At 71.0% G+C, this 23,443-nt stretch carries 25 protein-coding genes; 5 read left to right on the forward strand and 20 right to left on the reverse strand.

Annotated elements, in window-relative coordinates:
* Positions 1-43 precede the first annotated feature (43 nt).
* Positions 44-742, forward strand: a complete 699-nt coding sequence (locus tag ACFO0C_RS47380) for a hypothetical protein (RefSeq protein WP_378073476.1) — start codon at positions 44-46, stop codon at positions 740-742.
* Here ACFO0C_RS47380 and ACFO0C_RS47385 read toward each other — a convergent pair.
* From ACFO0C_RS47385 to ACFO0C_RS47430, 10 genes are all read right to left on the reverse strand, one after another.
* Positions 726-1,373 carry an ABC transporter ATP-binding protein gene (locus ACFO0C_RS47385; RefSeq protein ID WP_378073477.1) on the reverse strand — a complete coding sequence of 216 codons (648 nt, stop codon included), beginning with the start codon at positions 1,371-1,373 and terminating at the stop codon, positions 726-728. The genes ACFO0C_RS47380 and ACFO0C_RS47385 overlap by 17 nt on opposite strands.
* Complete coding sequence (locus tag ACFO0C_RS47390; protein ID WP_378073478.1) at positions 1,370-2,329, reverse strand: ABC transporter ATP-binding protein; 960 nt, start codon at positions 2,327-2,329, stop codon at positions 1,370-1,372. The genes ACFO0C_RS47385 and ACFO0C_RS47390 overlap by 4 nt, the downstream gene beginning before the upstream one ends.
* Positions 2,326-3,228, reverse strand: coding sequence for an ABC transporter permease (locus tag ACFO0C_RS47395; protein WP_378073479.1), 903 nt, complete (start codon positions 3,226-3,228; stop codon positions 2,326-2,328). The genes ACFO0C_RS47390 and ACFO0C_RS47395 overlap by 4 nt, the downstream gene beginning before the upstream one ends.
* On the reverse strand, positions 3,221-4,213 hold the full coding sequence (locus tag ACFO0C_RS47400; RefSeq protein WP_378073480.1) for an ABC transporter permease: 993 nt from the start codon (positions 4,211-4,213) through the stop codon (positions 3,221-3,223). Before ACFO0C_RS47400 ends, ACFO0C_RS47395 begins: the two co-directional genes overlap by 8 nt.
* Positions 4,183-5,721: an ABC transporter substrate-binding protein gene (locus ACFO0C_RS47405; protein ID WP_378073481.1), complete on the reverse strand. Its 1,539-nt coding sequence runs from the start codon at positions 5,719-5,721 to the stop codon at positions 4,183-4,185. Before ACFO0C_RS47405 ends, ACFO0C_RS47400 begins: the two co-directional genes overlap by 31 nt.
* Positions 5,722-5,880: 159 nt before the next feature.
* Complete coding sequence (locus tag ACFO0C_RS47410; protein WP_378073482.1) at positions 5,881-6,510, reverse strand: lysophospholipid acyltransferase family protein; 630 nt, start codon at positions 6,508-6,510, stop codon at positions 5,881-5,883.
* An 84-nt stretch (positions 6,511-6,594) separates the two neighbouring features.
* Positions 6,595-7,119: an AAA family ATPase gene (locus ACFO0C_RS47415; RefSeq protein ID WP_378073483.1), complete on the reverse strand. Its 525-nt coding sequence runs from the start codon at positions 7,117-7,119 to the stop codon at positions 6,595-6,597.
* Positions 7,120-7,159: 40 nt separating this feature from the next.
* On the reverse strand, positions 7,160-8,422 hold the full coding sequence (locus ACFO0C_RS47420; RefSeq protein ID WP_378073484.1) for a histidine decarboxylase: 1,263 nt from the start codon (positions 8,420-8,422) through the stop codon (positions 7,160-7,162).
* A 5-nt stretch (positions 8,423-8,427) separates the two neighbouring features.
* On the reverse strand, positions 8,428-9,345 hold the full coding sequence (locus ACFO0C_RS47425; protein WP_378073485.1) for a hypothetical protein: 918 nt from the start codon (positions 9,343-9,345) through the stop codon (positions 8,428-8,430).
* 26 nt (positions 9,346-9,371) lie between these two features.
* Positions 9,372-10,835 (reverse strand): APC family permease, encoded by a 1,464-nt coding sequence (locus ACFO0C_RS47430; RefSeq protein ID WP_378073486.1) that lies wholly within the window; start codon positions 10,833-10,835, stop codon positions 9,372-9,374.
* A 443-nt stretch (positions 10,836-11,278) separates the two neighbouring features.
* On the opposite strand from ACFO0C_RS47430, the gene ACFO0C_RS47435 reads away from it, so the two are divergent.
* Positions 11,279-12,061: an MBL fold metallo-hydrolase gene (locus ACFO0C_RS47435; RefSeq protein ID WP_378073487.1), complete on the forward strand. Its 783-nt coding sequence runs from the start codon at positions 11,279-11,281 to the stop codon at positions 12,059-12,061.
* 65 nt (positions 12,062-12,126) lie between these two features.
* Here ACFO0C_RS47435 and ACFO0C_RS47440 read toward each other — a convergent pair whose 3' ends face one another.
* From ACFO0C_RS47440 to ACFO0C_RS47465, 6 genes are all read right to left on the reverse strand, one after another.
* Positions 12,127-13,431, reverse strand: coding sequence for a hypothetical protein (locus ACFO0C_RS47440; protein ID WP_378073488.1), 1,305 nt, complete (start codon positions 13,429-13,431; stop codon positions 12,127-12,129).
* Positions 13,432-13,531: 100 nt separating this feature from the next.
* On the reverse strand, positions 13,532-14,467 hold the full coding sequence (locus ACFO0C_RS47445; protein ID WP_378073489.1) for a hypothetical protein: 936 nt from the start codon (positions 14,465-14,467) through the stop codon (positions 13,532-13,534).
* A gap of 32 nt (positions 14,468-14,499) precedes the next feature.
* Entirely contained in the window at positions 14,500-16,842 is a 2,343-nt protein-coding gene (locus ACFO0C_RS47450) for an ATP-binding cassette domain-containing protein (RefSeq protein WP_378073490.1), read from the reverse strand.
* A gap of 20 nt (positions 16,843-16,862) precedes the next feature.
* On the reverse strand, positions 16,863-17,198 hold the full coding sequence (locus ACFO0C_RS47455; RefSeq protein ID WP_378073491.1) for a VOC family protein: 336 nt from the start codon (positions 17,196-17,198) through the stop codon (positions 16,863-16,865).
* A gap of 49 nt (positions 17,199-17,247) precedes the next feature.
* Positions 17,248-17,658, reverse strand: coding sequence for a VOC family protein (locus ACFO0C_RS47460; protein ID WP_378073492.1), 411 nt, complete (start codon positions 17,656-17,658; stop codon positions 17,248-17,250).
* Positions 17,655-18,065: a helix-turn-helix transcriptional regulator gene (locus ACFO0C_RS47465; protein ID WP_378073493.1), complete on the reverse strand. Its 411-nt coding sequence runs from the start codon at positions 18,063-18,065 to the stop codon at positions 17,655-17,657. The genes ACFO0C_RS47460 and ACFO0C_RS47465 overlap by 4 nt, the downstream gene beginning before the upstream one ends.
* 82 nt (positions 18,066-18,147) lie before the next feature.
* Between ACFO0C_RS47465 and ACFO0C_RS47470 the strand changes: the two genes are divergently transcribed.
* Positions 18,148-19,164, forward strand: coding sequence for a hypothetical protein (locus ACFO0C_RS47470; protein WP_378073494.1), 1,017 nt, complete (start codon positions 18,148-18,150; stop codon positions 19,162-19,164).
* 71 nt (positions 19,165-19,235) lie between these two features.
* Entirely contained in the window at positions 19,236-19,565 is a 330-nt protein-coding gene (locus ACFO0C_RS47475) for a hypothetical protein (RefSeq protein ID WP_378073495.1), read from the forward strand.
* Here ACFO0C_RS47475 and ACFO0C_RS47480 read toward each other — a convergent pair.
* Both ACFO0C_RS47480 and ACFO0C_RS47485 read right to left on the reverse strand, forming a co-directional pair.
* A complete protein-coding gene (locus ACFO0C_RS47480) occupies positions 19,558-19,875 on the reverse strand; it encodes a winged helix-turn-helix domain-containing protein (RefSeq protein WP_378073496.1) in 318 nt (105 codons plus the stop codon). The two genes, ACFO0C_RS47475 and ACFO0C_RS47480, sit on opposite strands and share 8 nt — an antisense overlap.
* On the reverse strand, positions 19,872-20,342 hold the full coding sequence (locus ACFO0C_RS47485; protein WP_378073497.1) for a hypothetical protein: 471 nt from the start codon (positions 20,340-20,342) through the stop codon (positions 19,872-19,874). The genes ACFO0C_RS47480 and ACFO0C_RS47485 overlap by 4 nt, the downstream gene beginning before the upstream one ends.
* A gap of 115 nt (positions 20,343-20,457) precedes the next feature.
* Between ACFO0C_RS47485 and ACFO0C_RS47490 the strand changes: the two genes are divergently transcribed.
* Positions 20,458-20,904 (forward strand): GNAT family N-acetyltransferase, encoded by a 447-nt coding sequence (locus ACFO0C_RS47490; RefSeq protein ID WP_378073498.1) that lies wholly within the window; start codon positions 20,458-20,460, stop codon positions 20,902-20,904.
* On the opposite strand, the gene ACFO0C_RS47495 is transcribed toward ACFO0C_RS47490, so the two are convergent.
* Together ACFO0C_RS47495 and ACFO0C_RS47500 are read right to left on the reverse strand one after the other, a co-directional pair.
* Positions 20,901-22,838 (reverse strand): ATP-binding protein, encoded by a 1,938-nt coding sequence (locus ACFO0C_RS47495; protein WP_378073499.1) that lies wholly within the window; start codon positions 22,836-22,838, stop codon positions 20,901-20,903. The two genes, ACFO0C_RS47490 and ACFO0C_RS47495, sit on opposite strands and share 4 nt — an antisense overlap.
* Positions 22,835-23,392 carry a D-alanyl-D-alanine carboxypeptidase family protein gene (locus ACFO0C_RS47500; RefSeq protein WP_378073500.1) on the reverse strand — a complete coding sequence of 186 codons (558 nt, stop codon included), beginning with the start codon at positions 23,390-23,392 and terminating at the stop codon, positions 22,835-22,837. The genes ACFO0C_RS47495 and ACFO0C_RS47500 overlap by 4 nt, the downstream gene beginning before the upstream one ends.
* Positions 23,393-23,443: the final 51 nt, after the last annotated feature.

Raw genomic sequence — 23,443 nt, forward strand, 5'->3', positions numbered from 1 at the left:
GCCGCCGCTGTCGATGGCCCGCCCGGAGGTTATTCTCGGCCGCATGCCCAAGCGTCGATGGATCATCACCGGGCTGGTGGCCGGGCTGCTCGGCCTGGGGATCGGCGCGACGGTGGTGGCCGCCCCGTCGATCGCGGCGATCGCCTGCCCGCAGTGTTACGGCCTCTCCAGCGTGGGCGACGGCGTGTATGCCGAGCGTGACGACGAGACGTACCGGACGATCATAGCCGCGGCGCAGCGCCGGATCGGTGACTTCTACGGTGAGCGGACCTCCGACGCGCGGGTGCTGATCTGCGCGACCGCCGAGTGTTACCGGGGCATCGGCGGTGGCGGTGAGAAGGGGCAGGCGTTCGGCCGGTGGGCGCTGCGGCTTTCACCCGACGGGGCGAACGAGACGATCGCCACCCACGAGCTCGCGCACATCGAGCTGCACAAGCGGCTCGGGTCGGCCTTTGACGCGGTGCCCGACTGGTTCGACGAGGGTCTCGCCGTGCTGATCTCGGACGACGTCCGCTATCTGGGGCCGGAGACCGGCGGTGACCGGTGCCTCGTCCCCTACGAGGAGGCGGCACCGATCACCGACGCGGACTGGGCGACCGCCGGGCCGCCCGGCGACGACCACAAATACCTGCTGGCGGCCTGTGTGGTGAGTCGCTGGGTGACCGATCACGGCGGCCCGCCCGGCGTCCTCACGCTGATCACCGACCTGCGGGACGGGAAACGGTTCAGCGAAGTTCAGTGACCCGGTCGGCCCACCGGGCCAGCAGGGCCGGATCGTGCGAGACCACCACCACGCCCATGCCGGTGGCCTCCTGCTCTTCGCTGATCACGGCCGCGACCAGGGCCTGCGTGGAGGCGTCGAGCATCGTGGTCGCCTCGTCGCACAGCAGGTAGCGGGGCCGGTGCACGAGCGAGCGGGCCAGGCAGGCACGTTGCAGCTGGCCGTCGCTGACCGCGTGCGGCCGGCGGGCCAGCAGGTCCGCCGTCAGTCCGGCACGGTCGGCGAGTTCGGCGACCCGCCCGGCGATCCGCTCCCGTGGGTGCCGGACGGCGCGCAGCGGTTCGGCGATCAGGTCGGCGAGGGTCAGCCGCGGGTCGCTCGCGGCGCGGGGACTCTGGAACAGGACACCGATTCCGGTACGGACGGCCGCCGGCACCCGATGGCGGACACCGATGATCCGTTCGCCGTCCAGGGTCACGTGCCCGGCATCCGGTTGGTGCAGGAGCGCGAGCACCCGTACCAGTGTTGACTTGCCGCAACCCGAGGGCCCCCGAAGCCCCACCGTCTCGCCGGCGGTGACCGAGAATGACACATCGGTGAGGACCTGCCGGCCGCGATATCCGGCGCTGACGCCGTCGGCGACGAGACTCATGCGGGCACCTCCGCCATGCTGAGCGGGTGATGGCAGGCGACCGGCCCGGCCGGTTGGATCACGCAGGCGCTGCTCACACGCTCGCAGCGGGCGGCGAACGCGCATCCCTCCGGGAGAGCGGTCAGCATCGGCGGATGGCCGGGGATCGCCCGGAACTCGCGGTCCGGCAGAGCATTCAACAACCCTCGGGTGTACGGGTGGCCCGGCGCCCGAAACAGATCATCCGCGGCCCGGTGCTCGACGATGCGGCCGGCGTACATGACGGCGAGGGTGTCGGCGACGCGTTCCGCCGCGGCCAGGTCATGGGTGATCAGGAGGACCGCGGCCCCGTCGTCACAACGCCGCCGGAGCAGGTCGAGGGTGTGTTCGACGAGCGGCCGGTCGAGCCCGCTGGTCGGTTCGTCGGCGATCAGCAGAGGCGGGTCACCGGCGAGCGCCAGTGCCGTGGCCAGGCGCTGGGCCATGCCCCCGGACAGCGCGAACGGGTACCGGTCCAGGTCCTCCGCGTCGAGCCCCGCGTCCCGGGCGACCCGGTCGGCGAGTCCGGGGTCACGGCCGTGGGCCGCGAGAGTCTCGGCGAGAAGTCGCCGGCCTCGGCGAACGGGTGTGAGCGCGGTGGCTGGGCTCTGCGGAATGAGCCCGACGCGCCGTCCCCGGATCTCTCCGGCCAGGGTCTTCTCCCCGCACCCCAGCAGATCCACCGAAGCGGCACCGCGGCCGGGGGTGGCGCCGGGCGCGTCGAGGGTCAGTGTCGCCCGGCCGGTCACCGTGGCGTTGGCGGGCAGCAGGCCGAGCAGGGCGTGTGCCAGCACCGACTTGCCGCATCCGGATTCGCCCACTACGGCGAGGAGCTCGCCCGGGCGTACCGCCAGATCGATGTCCGTCGCCGCCTGGACCACCGCGTCGCGGAGGTGGAAGCGGACGGTGAGCCCGGAGATGGTCAGCAGTGGGTTCACAGGTCGAGCTCCGCACGGACTCGGGGATCCAGACGATCACGCCAGCGGGCGGCCAGTGCCGCGATGGCGAGAGTGACGACGACGATGACCGCGCCGGGGACGATGCTCGCCCACCAGGCGCCAGTCAACAGCGAGCGTTGACCGTCATTGATCATGTTGCCGAGGGAGGCCAGATGGGGTGGGAGGCCGAGTCCGAGGAAGCTCAGCGACGTCTCGTGCCAGACGGCGTGCGGGATCATCAGGGTGGTGGCCAGCGCGATCTTCGGGAGGACGTGCGGGAGCAGGTGTCTGGTGAGGATCCGGGTGCGGCCCGCTCCCCCGGCGACGGCGGCGTCGATGAACGGGCGGGTGCGTAAGGACAACAGTTCGGAGCGGACGATCCGGGCGGTGGACAGCCAGTGGGTCAGGCCGATCGACAGGATCACCGCGCCCAGGCCGGGCCGGAGCATCGCCACGATGAAGATGCCGAGCAGCAGGTGGGGCAGCGCCGCGATGGTGTCGACGACGCGCATCAGGGTCCGGTCCACCCAGCCACCGAGCAGGCCGGCCAGTGCGCCGACGACACCGCCGACGAGAGTGGCGGCCGCGGCGGCGACCAGGCCTACGAGCAGGGAGACGCGCAGGCCGTAGAGGCTGCGGTGCAGTACGTCGCGGCCCAGGTCGTCGGTGCCGCCGGGATGAGCGGCCGACGGCGGCAGCGCGACCCGGTCGAGGGCGACGGCGCTCTGGTCCAGCGGCACGACCAGGGGGACGAGGAGGGCGGCACCGACCGCCACCCCGAGCACGACGGCGGCGACACCGGGCCGGGCACACGCGAGGGTGCGCCGCCACGTATGGCCGGAACGCACCTCGGCGGAACCGGCGGTGTGGGGTGGGGCGGGGTTGCGGAGGTCAGCCATCGATCCGGATCCGGGGGTCGGCGGCCGTGTAGGCCAGGTCGGTCAGCAGGTTGGCGGTCAGGACCACCGCCGTCGTGATCAGGGTGATCGCGGCCAGCAACGGGAAGTCGCTGCCCAGTGCCGCCTGCACGCTCGCCGCACCCAGCCCGGGCAGCGAGAAGACCGTCTCGACGAGGACCGAGCCCCCGACGAGTTCGGGCAGGTGGGTGCCGACCAGCGTGAGGAACGGCAGGAGCGCGGTCCGCAGCGCGTGGCCGAAGAGGACCGTCCGCCCGGCCAGACCACGGGCCCGGGCGGCGAGCACGTGGTCCTCGCGCAGGCTCTCGGCGACCGCGTCGCGGACGAACAGGACGAACCACGGGGCCTGGGAGATCGCCAGGACGGCCACCGGCAGCACCAGATGGTGGGCGACGTCGGTGAACGTCGCCGAGGTGGCGCGGACGTCGGTCAGCCCGCCGGCCGGGAACCAGCCGAGCGCCAGCGCGAACACCGCGATCGCGGCGAGCGCCAGCCAGAACACCGGCATCGACTCGACGGCGTACGCGACGGCCCGTACCCCGCGGTCGAGGATCCTCCCGCGCCGGTAGGCGGCCAGGGTGCCGATCAGGAGGCTGCCGGCCAGGACCACGGCGAGGGTGACGCCGATCAGCAGGAGCGTCCCACCGGCCCGGTCGGCGATGACCTCGGTGACCGCCTGGTGCCGGGACGTGGACCATCCGAGATCCCCCTGGACGAGGTTGCCGAGCCACCGCAGGTACTGGACCGGCAGCGGATCGTCGACGCCCCAGTTGTCGCGGATCTGCTGGAGGTTCTCCTCGCTCGTGGTGAACGCGGCGGCCCCGGCGTACTGCATGGCCGGGTCCATCGGGGAGGCCGCGCCGAGCAGGAACATGCCGGCGGTGGTGGCGAACAGGACCGGTACGGCGACCGCGAGCCGCCGCCGGACGACCCGGATCACCGCCGGGTCCAGGTGTGGATGTTCCACCACAGGCTGTTGGCGACGTCGTGTTCGTGCGCCTCGACCCGCGGGGCGACCCCGGTGATGTCGTCGCGGACCAGGTAGGTGTGGCGCAGGTAGGTGAGGAACACCCACGGCGCGTCGGCGGCCAGCTGCCGCTGGAAGGTGGCGTACGCGGCGGTGCGCTCGCCGGTCCCGGCGTTGTCGCGGCCGTCCTGGAGTGCCTTGTCCACGATCGCCGACCGGTACGAGCCGGGGTTGAAGAAGCCCTGCCCGGCGAACCGGGATCCGAACAGTTTGTAGGAGACGAAGTCGGGGTCGTACGGCGTGCCCCAGCCCATGATCAGCGCGTCGGTGCCCATCCGGGGCTCGATGGCGTCCCAGGTGAGACCTTCCGGCCGGATCTCGATGCCGGCCTTCTTCGCGTCGGCGGTGACGGCCAGGGCGAGTTCCTTGCGCAGGCTGTCGGTGGCCGGGTACATCAGGGCGAACGTGGCGCGCTGCCCGCCCTTGGCCCGGATGCCGTCGGCGCCGGCGACCCAGCCGGCCGCGTCGAGGTCGACCGGGGCGGGGGTGGTGGCGACGTGGAACGGCGAGGTGGGTGGCACCGGTCCGTACGCCGGATCGCCGGCCCCGCCGAGGACCCCGGTCACCATGGCCTGGCGGTCGACGGCCGCGTCCAGGGCCTTGCGGATCGCCGGGTCGCCGGTGACCGGGCCGCTCATCGGCAGCATGACGCCGCGGTAGTCGGCGGTCGGCACCCGGTGCACGGTGTGACCGGGCGACGCGGTGGCGAGTTTCGGGGCGAGCTCGACGGCGTCGAACTCGCCGGCCCGGGCCCGCTGGGCGCGGACGTTGTCGTCGGCGACGAACGCGACGATCACGCCGCGGTTGGCCGGCCGGCCGCCCCAGTAGTCGTCGTTGGCGGCGAGGACGAGACGGTCGCCGGGGGTCCAGGAGGTCACCCGGTACGGCCCGGTGCCGATCGGCGCCCGGTTGAACGCGGCCTTGTTGACGTCCTGGCCGCGCAGCACCCCGGCGGGGACGATGCCGAGGGTGAGCCGCTGGAGGAACGGGGCGTACGCGTACTTCAGCGTGAAGTGCACGGTGGACGGGTCCGGCGCGGTGACGCCGGCGAGCATGTCCAGGTCGGAGCGGAGTGTCGAGTCGACGGCCGGGTCGAGCACCGCGGTGTAGGTGAAGACGACGTCGGCGGCGGTCAGCGGGCTGCCGTCGTGGAAGGTGACCCCGGTGCGGAGCTTCGCGATGACGGTGCGGCCGTCGGCGGACACCGTGGGCAGCGCGGCGGCGAGCGCGGGAACCAGTGCGTTGTCCACGTCCCGGGCGACGAGGCCGTCGTAGACGAGGGAGGCGCCGTCGGTGCCGTACCCGAGAAGGGGGTTGAGGGTGTCCGGCTCGCCGGCGGTGGCGACGACGAAGGTGTCACCGGCCGATGTGGATCCGGTGGTGGCCGGCGCCGAGCAGGCGGTGAGGGCCAGGAGGGTGACGGCGGCGGTCCCCAGGAGACGAAGCATGCCGTCATGATTCTGTAGTTGCACATGAGTGGCAATAAGCCGTGATCGTTCCGACGGTTCTATTGCAAACTCTTGGCAACTACAGCAGGATGGGCACAGAAACGCACCGGGCGCCCCCGCCGCGATGATCCACAGCGAGGGCGCCCGGTGACGTGACGACTAGGCGCGGGCGTATCTCGGCACGTACTCCTGGCCGGAGATCTTGCCGATCGCCTCCATGATCGCCTCGGTGGCGGCCCGCCGCTCCCGTGCGTTCTCCGGGTCGGTCGCGATCGCCGCGAGCTGCACCGGCTTGCCGAAGACGACCCGGACCCGGGCCGGCCGCGGGACCACCGAGCCGGGCGGCAGCACCCGGTCGGTGCCGAACATCGCCACCGGCACGACCGGCGCCCCCGATTTCAGGGCCAGCCAGGCCACCCCGGTCCGGCCGCGGTAGAGGCGCCCGTCCGGCGAGCGGGTGCCCTCCGGGTAGATGGCGAACGCGCTGCCGCCGCGCAGCACGTCGAGGCAGGTGTCGAGCGAGGCCACGGCGGCCCGCTTGTCGTCCCGGTCGACGGCGACCTGCCCGTCACGGGACATGAACCAGGACACGAACCGCCCGAACGGCCCGCGCCCGGTGAAGTACTCGGCTTTCGCCATGAAGGTGACGTGCCGTGCCACCGCCATCGGCAGGAACGTCGAGTCCGTGATCGACAGGTGGTTGGAGGCGAGGAGCACCGGCCCCGTGGCCGGCACGTGCTCGGCCCCCTCCACCCGCATCCGGACGACCTTCTTGACCAGTTCGTACACGTCCGCCCTCTCCGTGAACCCCGCTGACCCAGTTCATTCTCGTCGGCTCGCACAACCGTGTGGGGTCGTACGCCTTACCAACTGCTACACACCGCCGATGGCTTGGGTGATCGCCTGGATGAGGTGGGTGGCGATGACCGGCCGGTCGGTCTCGACCACGATGGTGGGCCCGAGCCCGAGCGGCTGCGCCTCGGCGGCCCAGCGCGGCCAGTCCTCGGCCAGCCGCCGCTCGTCCTCGTGGACGGCGTGCCGACCCCGGGCCCGGTAACGCTCGACGGCGACCTCGGGCGGCACCGAACACCAGATCTCGACAATACTGCGCGCGCCGGAGCGGGCCACACCCTCGGCGGCGAACGCCAGGTCGCGCGGGCGGAACCACCAGCTCTCCACGATGACGACGCCGGGTGTCGCGGCCGCCAGCTCCCACATCACCTGCGACGCGACCCGGCCGAGAGCGCCCGGCGGGACACCGGGGACGGCGGCGGCCATCGCCTCCTTCAGGGCGTCCTTGCCGATCAGGGGTACGCGCAGCGCGGGCGCGAGCCGGCCGGCGAGGGTGCTCTTGCCGGAGCCGGGGAGCCCGTTGATCAGAATCAGCCGCTGCGCCACACGGTGAATGCTGTCATCCGCGCGCCGATCCCGGCACCGATCACGCGGTCAGGAGATCCTCCCCGGCATCCAGGGAACGCCAGACCGGCCGGCTGCGGCACTCGGCCATCACGGCCCACCGGGCGACGACCCGGCCCAGGTCTGCGACGAACTCGTCGACGACCTCGTGGGTGACGCCGGGCATGCAGATGATGTGGCAGAAGTCGCCGTCGACCGACAGCACCCAGCCGAACTCGGCGGTCAGGGATGCCGGCGGGGTCTGCAGCACCACGGTGAACGCGTCCGGGTGACGGTAGACGGGCCAGCCGAGGGAGCTGATCCGCTCGACGGCGTACGCGGCGATGCGCCTGGCCCGCAGCGCCCGCGCCTGGTGGCCGTTGCGGCCGTACATGGCGATCGCCGTCCACAGCAGGGCCGGCGCCTGGCCGCAGCGGGAGCCGAGGATCGTGCTGTCCAGGGTGGCGGTGTAGCTGATGTGCTCGCCCCGCTCGACCCGGACGCTGTCGCGCATCACCACGACGCCGCACGGGATCGGCGTACCCAGGAACTTGTGCCCGGAGATGGCGATGCTGTCGATCGGGCTGCCGGCGCCCAGGCCGAGCGTGCCGTCGAGGGCGAGCGGGATCCCGGACAGGGCGGCGTCGACGTGCACGTGGCGGCGGGTCACGCCGTACGCGTCGAGGATCGTCTCGATCCGGTCGGGCTGGTCGACGGCCTCCCACAGGGTGGTGCCGGCGGTCGCCACCACGATCGCGGGACGCCCCGAGTGCCGGGCCACCAGCTGCTCGAAGTGGCCGTAGTCCATCTCCCCGTACCAGCTGTCGCGGACCAGGGCGACGTCGTGCTGGTGGATGCCGAGCAGGCTGGCGGTCTTGCGGATCGAGTAGTGGCTCGCATGGGTCAGGTAGAGCACCGCGTCCGGGTAGCGGTCACGGGCCACCCGGAGCGCGGCGATGTTGCTCTCGGTGCCGCCGGAGGTGACGTACCCCCAGCGGTCGTTCTGCGGCAGCCCGACGACGTCGGCGAACCACCGGACGACCTCGACCTCCAGCGCGTTGGTGTGCGCGGCACCGGACGGGGCCGTGCCGGGGTCGCCGACGTTGTTGAAGAGCCGGGTGAACAGACCCTGGGTCCGGCCCCAGTCGATGTCGGTGGCCGCCGGGAACCCGATCGTGCGGCGCTGCGCCTGGTCCGCGCGGGCGATCATCATGGTGAGGACCGCGTCGACGTCGGCGAGTCCGGGGGCCCGGTCCAGCCTGATGGCTTCGGACCAGTCCCCCGGCCATATCGCGGGGGTGTCCACCGGATTCACCAGACCTGGCCGTGCGGGTTCAGATGGTCGCTCAGCGTCCGGGCCAGGTCCTGGAACGCCGGCCAGGCCTGGCGCAGCTGCGCACCGAGCTTCTCCGGGACGTTCTGGGTGGTGGAGTAGACCTGGGTCGCGTCGAGCGGGTTGTTGCAGATCAGGTCGTTGCCCCGGCCCCGGCGGTTGTCGTCGCGGACCACCCTTATCTCCGAGCCGTCGACGAGTTGCACCGCCCCCTCGCCGGGGACGTAGCTCATCGCCTGGAGGCTGCTGATGCCCGAGCTGAGCAGGACCGGGACCACGTCGTACCACTGCCGGCTGTCGGTGTTGAGGGTCTCCATGCCGATCCCGACGTAGCGGGTCGGTGTCGACGGGCGCTGGATGTCGCCGACGTTGACCATCAGATAGTCCGGGTCGCGGGGATCCCAGACCCGTCCGGCCTTCTCGTGCTGGGCGATGAAGGTCTGGGCGGTGGCGTTCAGTCCGGTCAGGAACGCGACGAGGTTGTCGTACTCCGGGCCGGCGTAGCCCCACCGGGACGCGCTGAGGACCTGATAACCCAGGTGCTGCGAGGGCGCCTCGGTGATGAAGAACAGGGTGACGCCGTGCGGGGCCAGCGGCTGGTCCCGGGAGTGCAGCCGTTCCAGCGCCCGGGTGACGTGGATGGCGTTGATCCCGCGCAGGCTGGTTCCGGCGCTGTGCCGCAGGTAGGCCCAGCGCCGGTCCTCCGGGCTCGGGCCGCCCTGCGGCGCCTGCCACTGGGGGGTGGGCGGCGGCGCGGCGTGCTGGTGCCAGGCGGGCTGCTGCTGGTACTGCGGCGGCTGGTACTGCTGCTGCGGGACGGGCTGCCCCCAGGGCGGGTTCGAGGAGCCGTCGTCCCAGGAGGGCTGAGCATGTCGGCCGGGGATGTTGTACGACATGGGATCTGGGTTTCCCTTCGCGGGGCTCAGAGGTCGATGCGGTCGGGGACCGCGTACACGCTGGGCACGCCGTGACTGATGCCCTCGTAGACCTGTGGCCGGGAACGGCGCAGGATCAGCGCCCGGCAGACGCCGGCGATCGCGGCGACGACGAGCAGGGCGGGCAGGGCGTACGGAGCCAGTGAGCCGGGCTCGGCGCCGACCAGGGCGTCGAGTTGAAGGAGCATGGTGACCAGGATGGCGATGCCGAAGGCCAGGCCGAACAGCGGCGCGACGGTGGTGGCCCAGCCGCTCTCGCCGGAGTCGGTGTTTCGGGCGAAGTACCGCAGCGCGGCCGCCGCGGAGATGATCAGCAGGGCGAGCAGGCCCATCGCGCCGACGGTGCTGGCCCAGCTGAACAGGGTGGTGGCCGGGTCCGCGCCGGAGATCGCCCACGCCAGGACGACGACGGCGGCGAGTGCGTTCTGGGCGCGGCTCGCGCCGACCGGGGCGTCGGCCGCGGTGCCGGCGCCGGTGCGGTACAGGAACTGGTGCAGGACCTGCTCGCGGCTCATCGCGAACGCGTACCGGTTGATGATGTTGTGGAAGCTGATCAGCGAGGTCAGGATGGCCAGGAGCAGGATGACCACACCGAGGATGCCGAAGACCGGGTGCACGCGGTCGGAGAGCAGGGTGACCGGCAGGTTCTGGTCGGCCGCTGCGGCGGCGGCCACCTGGTCGGAGCCGGTGGCGGACTGCAGGGCCCAGGCAGCGGCGGTGTAGACGCCGATCAGGCTGAGCGCACAGATCATCATGCCGCGGCTGATCGCCTTCCCCCGCTTGCCCTCGCCGCTGTCCTCCTCCTCGATGAACGCGGCCATCCCCTCCGGGCCGGTGTACGCGGCCAGCGTCAGGGCGACCGCGAGGCCGAGGCCGGGGACGCTCAGGCCGGCCGGGTCGAAGGCCGCGCTGGGGATGCCGTCGGCCGGGTCGAGGAAGCCGACGACGACGAACAGGCCCACCACCAGCAGGGAGAGCACGAGAACACCGAGGACGATCTGGGTGGAGAGCACGATGCGGCGGGTGCCGAGGACCGTGACGATGCCGATCGCGACGGCGGCGAACAGCCACCACGCCCCGATGCCGGTTATCCCCGACAGGATCGAGCCGAACAGGCCGTAGAGGCTGATCTGCAGGGCGTTGTACGCGAGGAGGGCCACGAAGCCGGCCGCGACGCCGCCGGTCGCGCCGAGCCCGCGCGCGGTGATCGCGTAGTAGGGGGCCGAGTGCGGAACCGCCCGGACCATCGCGGTGTAGCCGACGAGCAGCAGCGTGATGACGCCGCCGACGAGGGCGAACAGGAGGGGAAGCGCGGTCACCTCGGAGTTGGCGTAGGTGGCGACGATACCGCCGACGAGAACGACCATCGGGGCGGACGTGGTGGCGCCCAGTGCCCAGGCAGCGCCCGCAGTGACCGTGCGGCGGGCCATGGCCGCGGCTACTGTAGCCATGATTATCTATCTCCTTGAGGGGGGAAGGAGTTCGGCAGGAGAGTGCCCACTGTGGACGGTGCCAGAGAGTAGTTGGTCCCGTTCGGCCTCCTTCGCCAGGGTCGTGCCCTCAGTTGATCAACTGAGCCGGAAGAACCTTACGCGTTGAAGAACGGATATGGCTATCAGTGACGTTCAATGCACTCCATGCACGGCAATCACCTTCGGTGACCGTTATCGCCGGTAACACCATCTTCAGCAGGTCAGCGGCTCGCACGTGCATCGGAACGTGCAGGTATTCGAAACCATCGACACCCGCCACACGCAGGAATCCGTGGGCGGTGCCCGCACGGGCGATGGAAACCGATCTTCAGCGCTGAAAGAATCGTCGACCACAGACCGTGACATCACTTTTCGATCTCACCGCATAGGATTTTCCGCACCGATAACTGGAGGCAGAGCCGATGCGGGTCCACCACCTGAACTGCGGCACCATGCGGCCCGCCCGGACACCCGGCGGCCTCGTCTGTCACGTCCTGCTCGTCGAGACCGACGACGGCCTGCTGCTCGTCGACTCCGGTTTCGGTCTGCGCTGCGCCACCGACCCGGCACGCCGGATCGGCACGGCACGCCACCTCATCAAGCCGGTCCTGGACGTCTCCGAGACGGCGTCACGGCAGGTGGAGCGTCTCGGTCACGATCCCGCGGCGGTACGGGACATCGTGCTCACCCATTTCGACGCCGACCACTCGGGCGGCCTGGCCGACTTCCCGCAGGCCCGGGTGCACCTGACCGCCGCCGAGTCGGACGCCGCACAGCGCCCGCGCACCTTCACCGAGCGGCACCGGTACCCGCCGGCCCAGCGCGAGCACGGCCCCGACCTGGTCGAGCACCACCCGGAGGCGGGCGACGTGTGGCGCGGTTTCGCCTCGGCCACCGAGATCCGGCCCGGGGTCGTGCTGATCGCCCTGCCCGGGCACACCCGGGGTCACGCCGCGGTCGCCGTCGACGCCGGGGACCGCTGGATCCTGCACGCCGGCGACGCTTTCTACCACCGCGGGCAGATCGACGGGAGCACCCCGAGCCCCCGGATGCTCGTCGCCTCGGAGCGGATGATCGCCTACGACCGGGGGCTGGTCGCCGCCAACCACGCCCGGCTCGCCGAGCTGTGGGCGGCCGCCGCCCCGGACCTGATGATCGTCAACGCTCACGACCCGGAACTGCTGCGCCGCGCCCAGGCCGGCTGACGGCCGGAAACGCCGGAGCCCGGCCCGCCGTGTGACGGCGGGCCGGGCTCCATGATGCCGGGACGTCAGCAGGCGCCTTCGACGACCTTCGGCTTACCGCTGGTGGTCGCCGGGACGATCACGCAGGCGACGCCGGTGCCCGAGTTGACCTGGGCCACGCCGGTCCGCACGACCTTGACCTTGATGCTGCCGAAGGAGGACTCCTCCGCGGCCTGCTTCAGGTACTTGGCGGGCTTGCCGCCGTCGGCGAGCGCGGAGAGCACGGCCTGCTGGCCGACCAGCTCGGCCCACACCTTGGCGTCGCCGCCGCTGGTCGCGCCGCCCAGGTCGGTGTCCTCCAGGCCGGCCAGGCCGGCGCCGACCTCGCTGATCGCCTCGAAGATCGGGCCGACGTCGAGCTTGGTCACGTTGTCCGGCTTGGTGATCTCGGTGCTGGTGGAGATCTCCACGCGCAGCGAGGCCCGGCCGGTCGCGCCCTCGACGAACTGGAGGAAGTTGACCTCGAAGGCCTTGAACTTGCCGTTGTCGACCCACAGGTCCAGGACGATCGGCTTGTCCGCCGGGGCCTTGTCGAGGCTGTCGCCGACGGCCTCCTTCAGGGTCGCGGCCTGGTCCTTGTCGGCGATCTTCTCGATCGCCTCGACCAGCCGCTTCGCCTCGGCGTGCGCCTTGACGGTCGTCGAGGTCACCGTGAGGTGGGTCTTGTCGTTGGCGTCACGGACCACGTCCGCGCCGTTCAGCAGGTTCTCCGCGCTGGTCTTGAACTCGGCGGCGAGCTTCTCGCTCTCCTCCTGGGTGGTGGGAGCCGCGCTGGCGCCGGTCAGGCCCTTGGTGAACTCCTCCACGTCGGACGCGGCGATCGAGACCCAGGCACCGTTGACGAGCATCTCGACACCCGGGATCTCACTGCTGATCTCACCGGCCATCTGGTCGAACTCGTTCGCCGGCACGCCGAACTTCGTGGCGATCTCCCGGACCGGGACCCTGATGTAGGCAACCTCGTCGACGACCCGGATCTCGGTGCCCGCGAGGCCGTCGATCGTCGCGCTGATCAGCGCCTTGTCGTCGTTGACGCCCTCGGCCGCCTTGTCCCACGCGACGGTGAAGGACGAGTTGTAGATCTTGCGCAGGATGTCGGCGTCCTCATCGGTGAAGCCGTCCTCGCCGGACTCCTTCTTCGCCACCGCGATGAGGTCGTCGACGCTGCCGCCCGCCTTGACGGTGAAGCCAAGCTTCTCCGCCGCGCCGAGGTCCTCCGCGGCCTTCTTCAGCTCGAGCTTCGGCTCCAGCTGCTGAATCTGGTTCGCACATCCGACCGTGAGGGCCAGGACGGCGACGCCGGCGACCGCGCCGGCAGTAAAGCGCTTCATGCGCAGAGATCTCCATTCGAGAGGTAGGCGACACTCCCCCGGTGCCGCGATCTGGCAGTGTACGAGGACCCCTCAACGAGATGCGCGTCAATTCCCCCGGTCAGGGTCGCCCGGCCGCCCAGTTCCGCCACTCGGATCGCCAATCGCCACCTTCCGCCCGATGCAGCCAGGCTTTCTGCGCGGCCGCGCTGGGCACATCGGCAGCCAGGCCGGTGACCCGCAGGAGAATCTCCGAGATCGCGCGTTCACGCAGCTCAGCGTCATCCCGGAACCACGTCGTCTCGCGCTGCAGGCAGGACGCGAGGGCGACCATGGCACCGATCGCGCGGTCCGCACGCTCCGCGTCCCGATCGTCACTCAGATCCATTTGCCGCAGCACGGCGGCCTCCCACAATGCGCCCGCGTAAACCGGCGAACCCGGCATCGGACCGCCCTCGGCGACCCATTTCGCGTGCTCGATATCACGACACAGAATGGTCTCGATCAGAACACGATGCGGTTCACCCGGGGGAATCGGCTCGGGACTATAGGGCGGAGGAACCGGGGCCGGCACCGTGGCGAGCCGGTCGAGCATCGGAACCGGGTCGGTCATCGTCTCCACGGCCACCTCGCCGGTGATCCAGTCCTGGCTGAGCACGGTGATCCGGACCCCGTCGACGTCGCACCGCACCGCCCGCCACCGCGCGCCGGCCCGGATCGTCTCGGCCCGCTCGGCCCGGCCGTCGACCAGGACCGTCGCCGGCTCCTCGACCCAGGTGAGATCGGCGTAGCGGCCGCCCTCACGCCGCACCCGCTGCTCCAGCAGCAGACGCAGCGGGGCGACATGGCCGCGCGCCGACTCGACCTGCACCCACGGCCCGTCCGGCCGTGAATAGTCCACCTGGACCGCGGCGATCTCGCCGTCCTCCTCCACGAGGTTGCCGAACAGCGCCTCACACGGCTCCACGGCAGCGGCCAGCGCGAAGACGCGCAGCCCGCTGTCGTGGATCTCCCTGCTGATCCTGGCGGTCTGCCGGGAGAACCTCTCATCTGCCATCGAAGCAGACTAATGTCTCCGCCTCGCCGGCGTCAGCCGCCGACGTACTCCGCCAGGTGCTCACCGGTCAGTGTGGAGCGGGCCGCCACCAGATCGGCCGGGACGCCCTGGAAGACGACCTTCCCGCCGTCGTGGCCGGCGCCCGGGCCGAGGTCGATGATCCAGTCGGCGTGCGCCATGACGGCCTGGTGGTGCTCGATGACGATCACCGACTTGCCCGAGTCGACCAGGCGGTCCAGCAGGCCCAGCAGCTGCTCGACGTCGGCCAGGTGCAGGCCGGTGGTCGGCTCGTCCAGGACGTAGACGCCGCCCCGGTCACCCATGTGGGTGGCCAGCTTGATCCGCTGCCGCTCGCCGCCGGACAGGGTGGTCAGCGGCTGCCCCAGGGTCAGGTAACCCAGGCCCACGTCGACCAGGCGCCGCAGGATCGCGTGCGCGGCCGGGATACGGGCCTCGCCCTCGGCGAAGAACCTCTCCGCCTCCAGCACCGGCATCGCCAGGACCTCGCTGATGTCCTTGCCGCCGAGCTTGTAGTCGAGGACCGACGCCTCGAACCGCTTGCCCTCGCACTCCTCGCACGGGCTGGCCACCCCGGCCATCATGCCCAGGTCGGTGTAGATCACACCGGCGCCCTTGCAGGTCGGGCAGGCGCCCTCGGAGTTGGCGCTGAACAGGGCCGGTTTCACCCCGTTGACCTTGGCGAAGACCTTGCGGATCGGCTCCAGCAGGCCGGTGTACGTGGCCGGGTTGCTGCGCCGGGACCCCCGGATGCCGGTCTGGTCGATCGCCACCACGCCGTCGCGCTTGGCCACCGAGCCGTGGATCAGCGAGCTCTTGCCGGAGCCGGCCACCCCGGTCACCACGACCAGGACGCCGAGCGGGATGTCCACGTCGACGTCACGCAGGTTGTGGGTGGCGGCGCCACGGATCTCCAGGGTGTCCTTCGACGTGCGGACCGACGGCTTCAGCTTCGAACGGTCGTCCAGGTGACGGCCGGTCACCGTCCCGCTGGATCGGAGGCCGTCCACCGTACCCTCGAAACAGATCTCTCCGCCGGCTGTGCCGGCGCCCGGACCGATGTCGACCACCCGGTCCGCGATGGCGATGGCCTCGGGTTTGTGTTCCACCACCAGGACCGTGTTGCCCTTGTCGCGCAGGCGCAGGAGCAGCTCGTTCATCCGCTGGATGTCGTGCGGGTGCAGGCCGATGGTCGGCTCGTCGAAGACGTAGGTGACGTCGGTCAGCGCCGACCCGAGGTGCCGGATCATCTTGGTGCGCTGCGCCTCGCCGCCGGAGAGCGTGCCGGCCGGACGGTCCAGCGAGAGGTAGCCGAGGCCGATCTCGACGAACGAGTCGAGCGTGTGCTGCAGTTTCTCCAGCAGCGGGGCGACCGACGGCTCGTCCAGGCCGCGCACCCAGCCGGCCAGGTCGCTGATCTGCATCGCGCAGGCGTCGGCGATGCTGACGCCCTTGATCTTCGAGTTGCGGGCGTGCTCGGCCAGCCGGGTGCCGTCGCACTCCGGGCAGGTGGTGAAGGTGATGACCCGCTCCACGAAGGCCCGGATGTGCGGCTGCATCGCGTCGACGTCCTTGGACAGGAACGACTTCTGGATGCCCGGGATCAGACCCTGGTAGGTCAGGTTGATCCCGTCCACCTTGATCTTGGTGGGCTCCTTGTGGAGCAGATCGCTCAGCTCACGCTTGGTGAACCTGCCGATCGGCTTGTCCACGTCGAAGAAACCACAGCCCCGGAGGATCCGGCCCATCCACCCTTCCATGCTGTACCCGGGGATCGAGATGGCGCCCTCGTTGATGGACTTCGTCTCGTCGTACAGCTGGGTCAGATCGAAGTCGTTGACGTTGCCCCGGCCCTCGCACTTCGGGCACATGCCGCCGGTGATGCTGAAGCTCCGCCGCTCCTTGACGGTGGCCCCGGCCTTCTCGATGGTCACCGCGCCGGCCCCGGAGATCGAGGCGACGTTGAACGAGTACGCCTGCGGGGAACCGATGTGCGGATCACCGAGGCGGCTGAACAGGATCCGCAGCATCGCGTTGGCGTCGGTGGCGGTGCCGACCGTGGACCGCGGGTCGGACCCCATCCGCTCCTGGTCGACGATGATCGCCGTGGTCAGGCCTTCCAGCACGTCCACGTCCGGGCGGGCCAGGTTCGGCATGAACCCCTGCACGAAAGCGCTGTACGTCTCGTTGATCAGCCGCTGCGACTCGGCCGCGATCGTGCCGAAGACCAGCGAGCTCTTCCCCGAGCCGGACACCCCGGTGAAGACGGTGAGCTGGTGTTTCGGGATCTCGACACTGACGTCCTTGAGGTTGTTGACCCGGGCGCCGTGCACACGGATCGAGCGATGGGCGCTCAACAGTTTCTCCCCCTTGAAACTCAGCTGTCCTGGAGCAGTCCGAGAACGTTACCGTCGGGATCGGTCACGGTGGCGACCCGACGGCCGGGACCGACCTCTTTCGGGGCCTCGGCGACGGTCGCGCCGGCCGCGGTCAGCTCGGCCAGCTTGGCATCGATGTCGGAGACATGCCAGTAGGCCACGGTTTGCTTCGCCCCACCCGGAACCAGGCCGATGTGCTGGCCGGACACGTCGTAGCCGACGTAGTACGGGCTGTCGGCGGTCGGTGACGCGCCCAGCAGCGCGGAGTAGACGGCCTTGGCCTTCTCCAGGTCGGTCACGGGGTGCAGGACGGTCTTGATGCCTTCGTTCGTCATGCCAGTCACGCTAGGTGCTGGCACTCCGGTCCCGCTTCTTGATTCCTGATCAGGTGAGCTGGTTGATCCGGACCATGTTCCCCGCGGGGTCGCGGAAGGCACAGTCACGCACCCCGTAGGGCTGGTCGGCCGGCTCCTGGACCACCTCGGCGCCGGTGGCCTGCAACCTGTCGAAGGTCTGCTCCAGGTCGGTGGCGCCCAGCACGATCCCGGCGTAGCTGCCCTTGGCCATCAGCTCGGCGATGGTCCGGCGCTCGCTGTCGGTGATGCCCGGGTCGGCGGCCGGCGGGGTGAGCACGATCGAGGTCTGCGGCTGCCCGGGCGGGCCGACGGTGATCCAGCGCATGTCGCCGTAGCCCACGTCGTTGCGCACCTCGAAGCCGAGGCCGTCGCGGTAGAACTCCAGCGACCTCTCGTGGTCGTCGGCGGGCAGGAAGGTGGAATGGATGACGAGGCTCATGCTTGCCTGCTCCTGACCGGTCGGGTCGCCTGTTTCACCACACAGCCGGGCAGCCCCTCGGCCTGACCCGGCGCCATCCGACGGTACGCCCCCGGCGAGACACCCACCAGCTCGGTGAACCTGGTGGTGAACGTGCCCAGCGACGAGCAGCCGACCGCGAAACACACCTCGGTGACGCTCAGATCGCCCCGACGCAGCAGGGTCATCGCCCGCTCGATCCGCCGGGTCATGAGATAGCTGTACGGCGACTCGCCGAACGCCGCCTTGAACTGCCGGCTCAGGTGCCCGGCCGACAGGTGCACGTGCCGGGCCAGCGCCTCGACGTCGAGCGGCTGGGCGTAGTCACGGTCGATCCGGTCGCGGACACGACGCATCAGCACGAGCTCGCGCAGCCGGGCGTCGGTCATCGGCCCAGAGTAGTTCACCTGACCTCCACCTCTTTATGTGAGGAGTCTTTTATATTCACGTTCACCGATACAAGGAGGACGTGTGCGAATCATCCGCTCCATGGCGGCCGGCGCCCTGCTCGCGGCGGCTCTGGCCACCCCCGCGCAGGCCGCGCCCAGCCGGGCCGAGATCGCCCTGCGCTGGGCCCCGATCCACTACCAGGACGTCGACACGACCGGCTCGCACGCGCTCGCCGGAAAGAGTGACTACATCACGCGGTACGACTTCGACGGGAACCTGAACGGCCGGGACAACTGGGACAACGCCGGGACGAACACCGACGCCGCCGTCTACTACTCCGTCCTGGAGACCGGCACCCACTACTACCTGACCTACCTGTTCTTCCATCCGCGCGACTGGATCGACCACCCGTTCTTCGAGACCGAGCACGAGAACGACGGCGAGGGCGTGCTGGAGATCGTCGAGAAGGACGGTTCGGAGTACGGCAGTCTCAAGGCCGCGGTCACGGTGGCGCACAGCGACTTCTACTCGTACAAGCCGTCGGCCAGCGGCTGGGCCAACGGCGCCGAGACCATCGACGGGACGCTGCAGCTCCAGTCGTCGCCGCACGACGCCTTCCAGCACCCGGTCACCGCCCAGGAGCGCGGCGGGCACGGGCTCAAGGCGTGGCCGCAGTACGACATCGACGGCGACGGCGTCGTCTACTACCCGTCGCTGAGCGTCTCCGAGTCACCGAGCGGCGCCAACGACCGGGACGTGCGTTACCAGCTGATCGACATCTTCGCCGGTGGCGGGCTGTGGGCGCAGCGCAACACCGGCAGCCTCTTCGCCTCGCTCGGCACCTTCGCCGGCGACACCTCGGGCGGGTGCGGCACCGGCACCTTCTCCTGCGGCACCAACTCGGCCAACGCGCCGTGGGGCTGGGACGACGGCAACGACGTACCCGGCCGGGGTGAGATCGCCACCGACCCGGCCAAGCTCGCCGCCTCCTACTTCAGCGCCACCGGGACGCTGTCGCGGACGTACACCTACAACCCGTACACGGCCGCGGCGGCCGCACTGAAGGCCGCACAGTCACTGCCCGCGGTCACCGACTGATCGTGCGCGGCGCCGCCGCCCGAAGCCGGCAAGCGGCTGCGGGCGGCGGCGGGGTGCCCCAGCATGGGGGCATGGCTGAAGTCGTCGTCGAGATCCATGTCCCGCTGACACCGGTCGCGGGGCTCGGACGGGGCGCCTACCCGTACCCCTGGATCGACCGGATCGAGGACTTCCTCGCCGAACTGGAGGAGGACGGGACGGTCGAGGTCCCGGACGACGGCGAGGAGTTCGGCGACGTCTACGTCTTCCTGCTGGCCGGGGCGGGCGAGGCGGACCTGCTGGCCGCCGCGTCCCGGGCCGTCTCGCTGGACGACGTGCCGGACGGGGCGTTCGCGATGGTCACCGACGACGAGGCCGCGGAGTGGGGCCTCGGCCGCCGGGTCGACCTGCCGCTCAGCTGACCTGGTCGGGCAGGACGGCGAGCCCGGACCGGGCGACGATCTCCTGCAGGGCGGCCACGTGCCCGGCGAACGCGTCGTGACCGGTGGCGCTCAGCCGCACCGACGTGCGCGGGCGCTTGCCGACGAACGCCTTGCGGATCTCCACATAGCCGGCCTCCTCCAGCGTGGTGAGCTGCTTGGACAGGGCCGAGTCGGACAGGCCCAGGCTGTCACGGACGAACCGGAAGTCGGCCCAGTCGGTCGCGGCCAGCAGGCTCACCAGGGACAGGCGGGTCGGCGCGTGGATCAGCTCGTCGAAACGGGGCGTCACCGCGAGCCCGCCAGCGGACGCGACAGCATGAGCCTGCGCAGGTAGGACATCAGCAGCGGGCCACCGACGGCGAGACCGGCGGCGACCGGGACCGCGGCCAGCAACGCCGGGAACGGGGCCGACAACGCCTCCAGCAGGAACCCGAGGGCGACACCGAGCGCCGTCAGACCGGCCGCGAACCCGAGGATGGCACCGACACCGCGGCCGCCCAGCAGGCCGAACCGCACCTGGACCCGCGTCCTGCGCACAACGGCGACGATCACGGCACCCAACCCGAGCACGTAGCCGATCGTACCGACGGCGATCACCCAGCCGATGCCGCTCTCCACCGCGCCGATGAACAGCAACATCAGGCCGCCGATGGCCGGCCAGAACCAGCGGGGCACCAGGTTGGTGTCGACGACCTGCTCACGGCGGGCGCGCACCTCGGCCAGGGCGAGCTCGGCGTCGACCGGTGGAATGTCCATCACTTCCCCCTTCGGAATGTACTTGCCTACCAGGAAAGTACAGGGTCACTTTCCCGATAGGCAAGTACTTTCCTTGCGGCGCGGAGCGTAGAGTCGACGAGTGGACAGTGGAGCGGTGCGGCTTCGCCCGATCGAGGCCGGCGACATCGAGGTCTTCTTCGTGCAGCAGGGCGACCCCGAGGCCCAGCAGCGGGCGAATTTCCCCGGCCGGGAGCGGCAGGCGTTCTTCGACCACTGGGAGAAGCGGGTGCTCCCCGACCAGACGTCACGGGTGCGGGCAATCACCGTCGACGGCGACGTGGCCGGCAACATCGTGGCCTGGTGGCAGGACGGGCGACGGCTCATCGGCTTCTGGCTGGGCCGCGAGTTCTGGGGCCGCGGCGTCGGCACACGGGCGCTGACCGCGTTCGTCGGCGCCGGACAGGAGGAGACCCGCCCGCTCTACGCCGAGGCCGCCGTCCACAACGTCGCGTCGATCCGGGCACTGAAACGCTGCGGCTTCGACGAGCTCGAGGTGATCCGCGAGGGCGCCGACGAGTTCGTGGTGCTCAAGCTCGGCTAACGGCGCGGCACCCAGAACTCGACCTCGGTGCCCTGACCGGGTGAACTGTGGATGCCGGTGGTGCCACCCAGATCGGTGATCCGGCCGCGCATCGACTGGACGACGCCGAGACGCCCGGTGCGGGCGGCCTCCTCCAGCCGCCCGGGGGCGATCCCGGTGCCGTCGTCACGGACGGTCACGCGTACCCCGTCGCCCTCGTCCTCCAGCAGGATCCACACCCGGGCGCCGTCGCCGGCATGCCGGCGGACGTTGTCGAGGGCGGCGTGGACGGCCGCGATCAGCTCCCCGGCCGGCCCGGCCGGCAACAACACCGGCGTGGCCGGCGCCGACAACTCCACTCCCGGCAGGGCGAGCGCGAGGTTCAGATCCTCCTCATCGGTACGGCCAGGCGAACCCCCTCCACGCAAGAGGTTGCGCAACGCCGCCTCCTGCTCTCCGGCCAGTGCCGCGAGCTCGCTGCCGCTCTCCCCGCGCTGCACCATGGCCAGCACCTGCAGCACCCCGTCGTGGATGGGCCGGGCCAGCCGCTCCCGTTCGGCCGCGGCCGCCTCCCGCCGGATCTGCTCCGCCCGCTTGCGTTCCTCCCAGCGCTCGGTCAGATACTGCGCCACCCCGATCCCGGCGACCCCGGCCCCCGCCACCAGCAGCAGGAACCCCGACGAGTCGATGTGACCGACCGGATTGAGATACGACGACTCGGGCAGCCCGTCAGCGTTCACATAGGTCACCTGCACGGTCTGCATCCCGGCCGTGAACAGCACCATCGTGAACGGCCCCAGCACCGCGGGCACCGCACCCGTCCGGGTCAGGGCCGGTGCGATCGCCCCGATGCCAGCCGTGCCCGCCGCACTCATCGTGACCAGCAGCACCAGCCCCGGCACCAGATGATGCTGCTCGGCCAGCTTCTCCGGATCACCGGTCGTCGCCGACCAGGCGATGAACACCGTCGTGGCCGCCCCCACGGTCAGCACCACCGCACCCACGACCCGCCACCGGGTGGCCACCACCGCCGCCCCGATCGCCACCCCGGCCAGCGCCGCCAGCCAGCCGGCCGGCCCGTCGGGACGGGTCGCGGCGATCCCCAGCAGCACCGGCCCGGAGATCGCCACCAGCAGGGTCGCGGCGGTCGACGCACCGGCCAGACTCCACAGCCCGGCCACCGCCGCAAGCACTGCCACCAGGGCAAGCGTGATCGCCCCGACCATCGCGACCTCGGCGAACCCGTGCCGCTGGAGTGCAGACGTACCCACCCCGAACAGGTCGGCGATCTGCTCGGTGCTGAGCCGGGACAGCGGCAGCGGCACCGCCGTCGCGGCACCGGCCGCGAGCACCAGCCGCAGCCGGGACCACCGCCACCACGGTCCGGGCAGCGGACCGGCCGCGGCGGCGTCACCCCGCCACCAGCGCAGCAGCGCCGGTACGACAGCGGCGAGACCGGCGACGAGCAGGCCGATGTGCCAGTACCGCAGACGCTCGGTGCCGAAGATCCAGAAGCTGCCCAGCAGCGCCGAGGCGAACACCAGCGCACCGGCCGACAGCCCCGCCACCACCGAACCGGTGCCCGGGCGGCGGCCGTGGATCAGGCTCTGCGCGCAGCCGAGCAACCCGACCACGGCCAGCGGATATCCGGCGGCGCCGACGATGTGAGCGACGGTGCCGAGGTCGGCGACACCCAGCCACCGCAGGACGGCGAGCGACCCGGTCAGCCCACCGGCCGTCACCAGGTACGGCCACCAGCGGACCAGCACCAGGGCGGCGAAGCCGGCCACCACCGGGGTCACCGCCACCAGCCAGCCCAGCCCGCGATAGCCGCCGCGGGACGGGGAGACGGTGATCGGCATCAGCCCGAACCCCTCGAGCCCCCGGGAGGTGGCCACCGCGATGATCAGGGCCGCGCCGGCGCCCGCGAGAACCGCCCGCCACCGATCGCTCATGGACGCGATCTTGACCGATCGGCGTCGATCGCGCTACCCGCCCCCGGATGCGGCAGCCGGGCCGGCGGGCCGTCCGGACAGTGCTCGAAATGCCACCACTCGTTGTCGTACATCCGGTAGAGCCCGTGACGCCAGCCGTGCCGTTCCAGCCAGAGGGCGCCTTCGGTGGGGCGTACGTCCATGGCCGTCCCGGCGACGTGCCGCGACTCGCCCGGAGGCAGCACCCACCGCCGCGCCGCCGCCACCGACCCGCTGCGCCGTACCTCCTCGGCGTAGAGCGACGCCTGCCGCGCCGCCGTGCGGTACCCGGAGGTGAGGCCGATCAGCTCACCGTGCCGCCACAGCGCCCGGGTCCGCGCCGCCTCGAACGCCTCCCGCGCCGCCGGTTGCAACCCGTCCAGGTCCTCGGCCGGAAACCGCAGCGACAGCGCCCACCGGCAGGCGGTCCGACGGGCCCGGCCGGGAGCGACCAGACAGGCGACCGGCGACAGCAGATAGGCCACGGCCCGGGTGACGGCACGATAGACCGGATCACGACGGCGTTCCTCAGACATGAGAAGAAGATCGCCGAATGTGGAGGCCGGAGCATGAGTACCCGTACTCAA

Origin of the sequence: Actinoplanes subglobosus, from assembly GCF_042650585.1 — a bacterium.
Lineage (GTDB): Bacteria > Actinomycetota > Actinomycetes > Mycobacteriales > Micromonosporaceae > Actinoplanes > Actinoplanes subglobosus.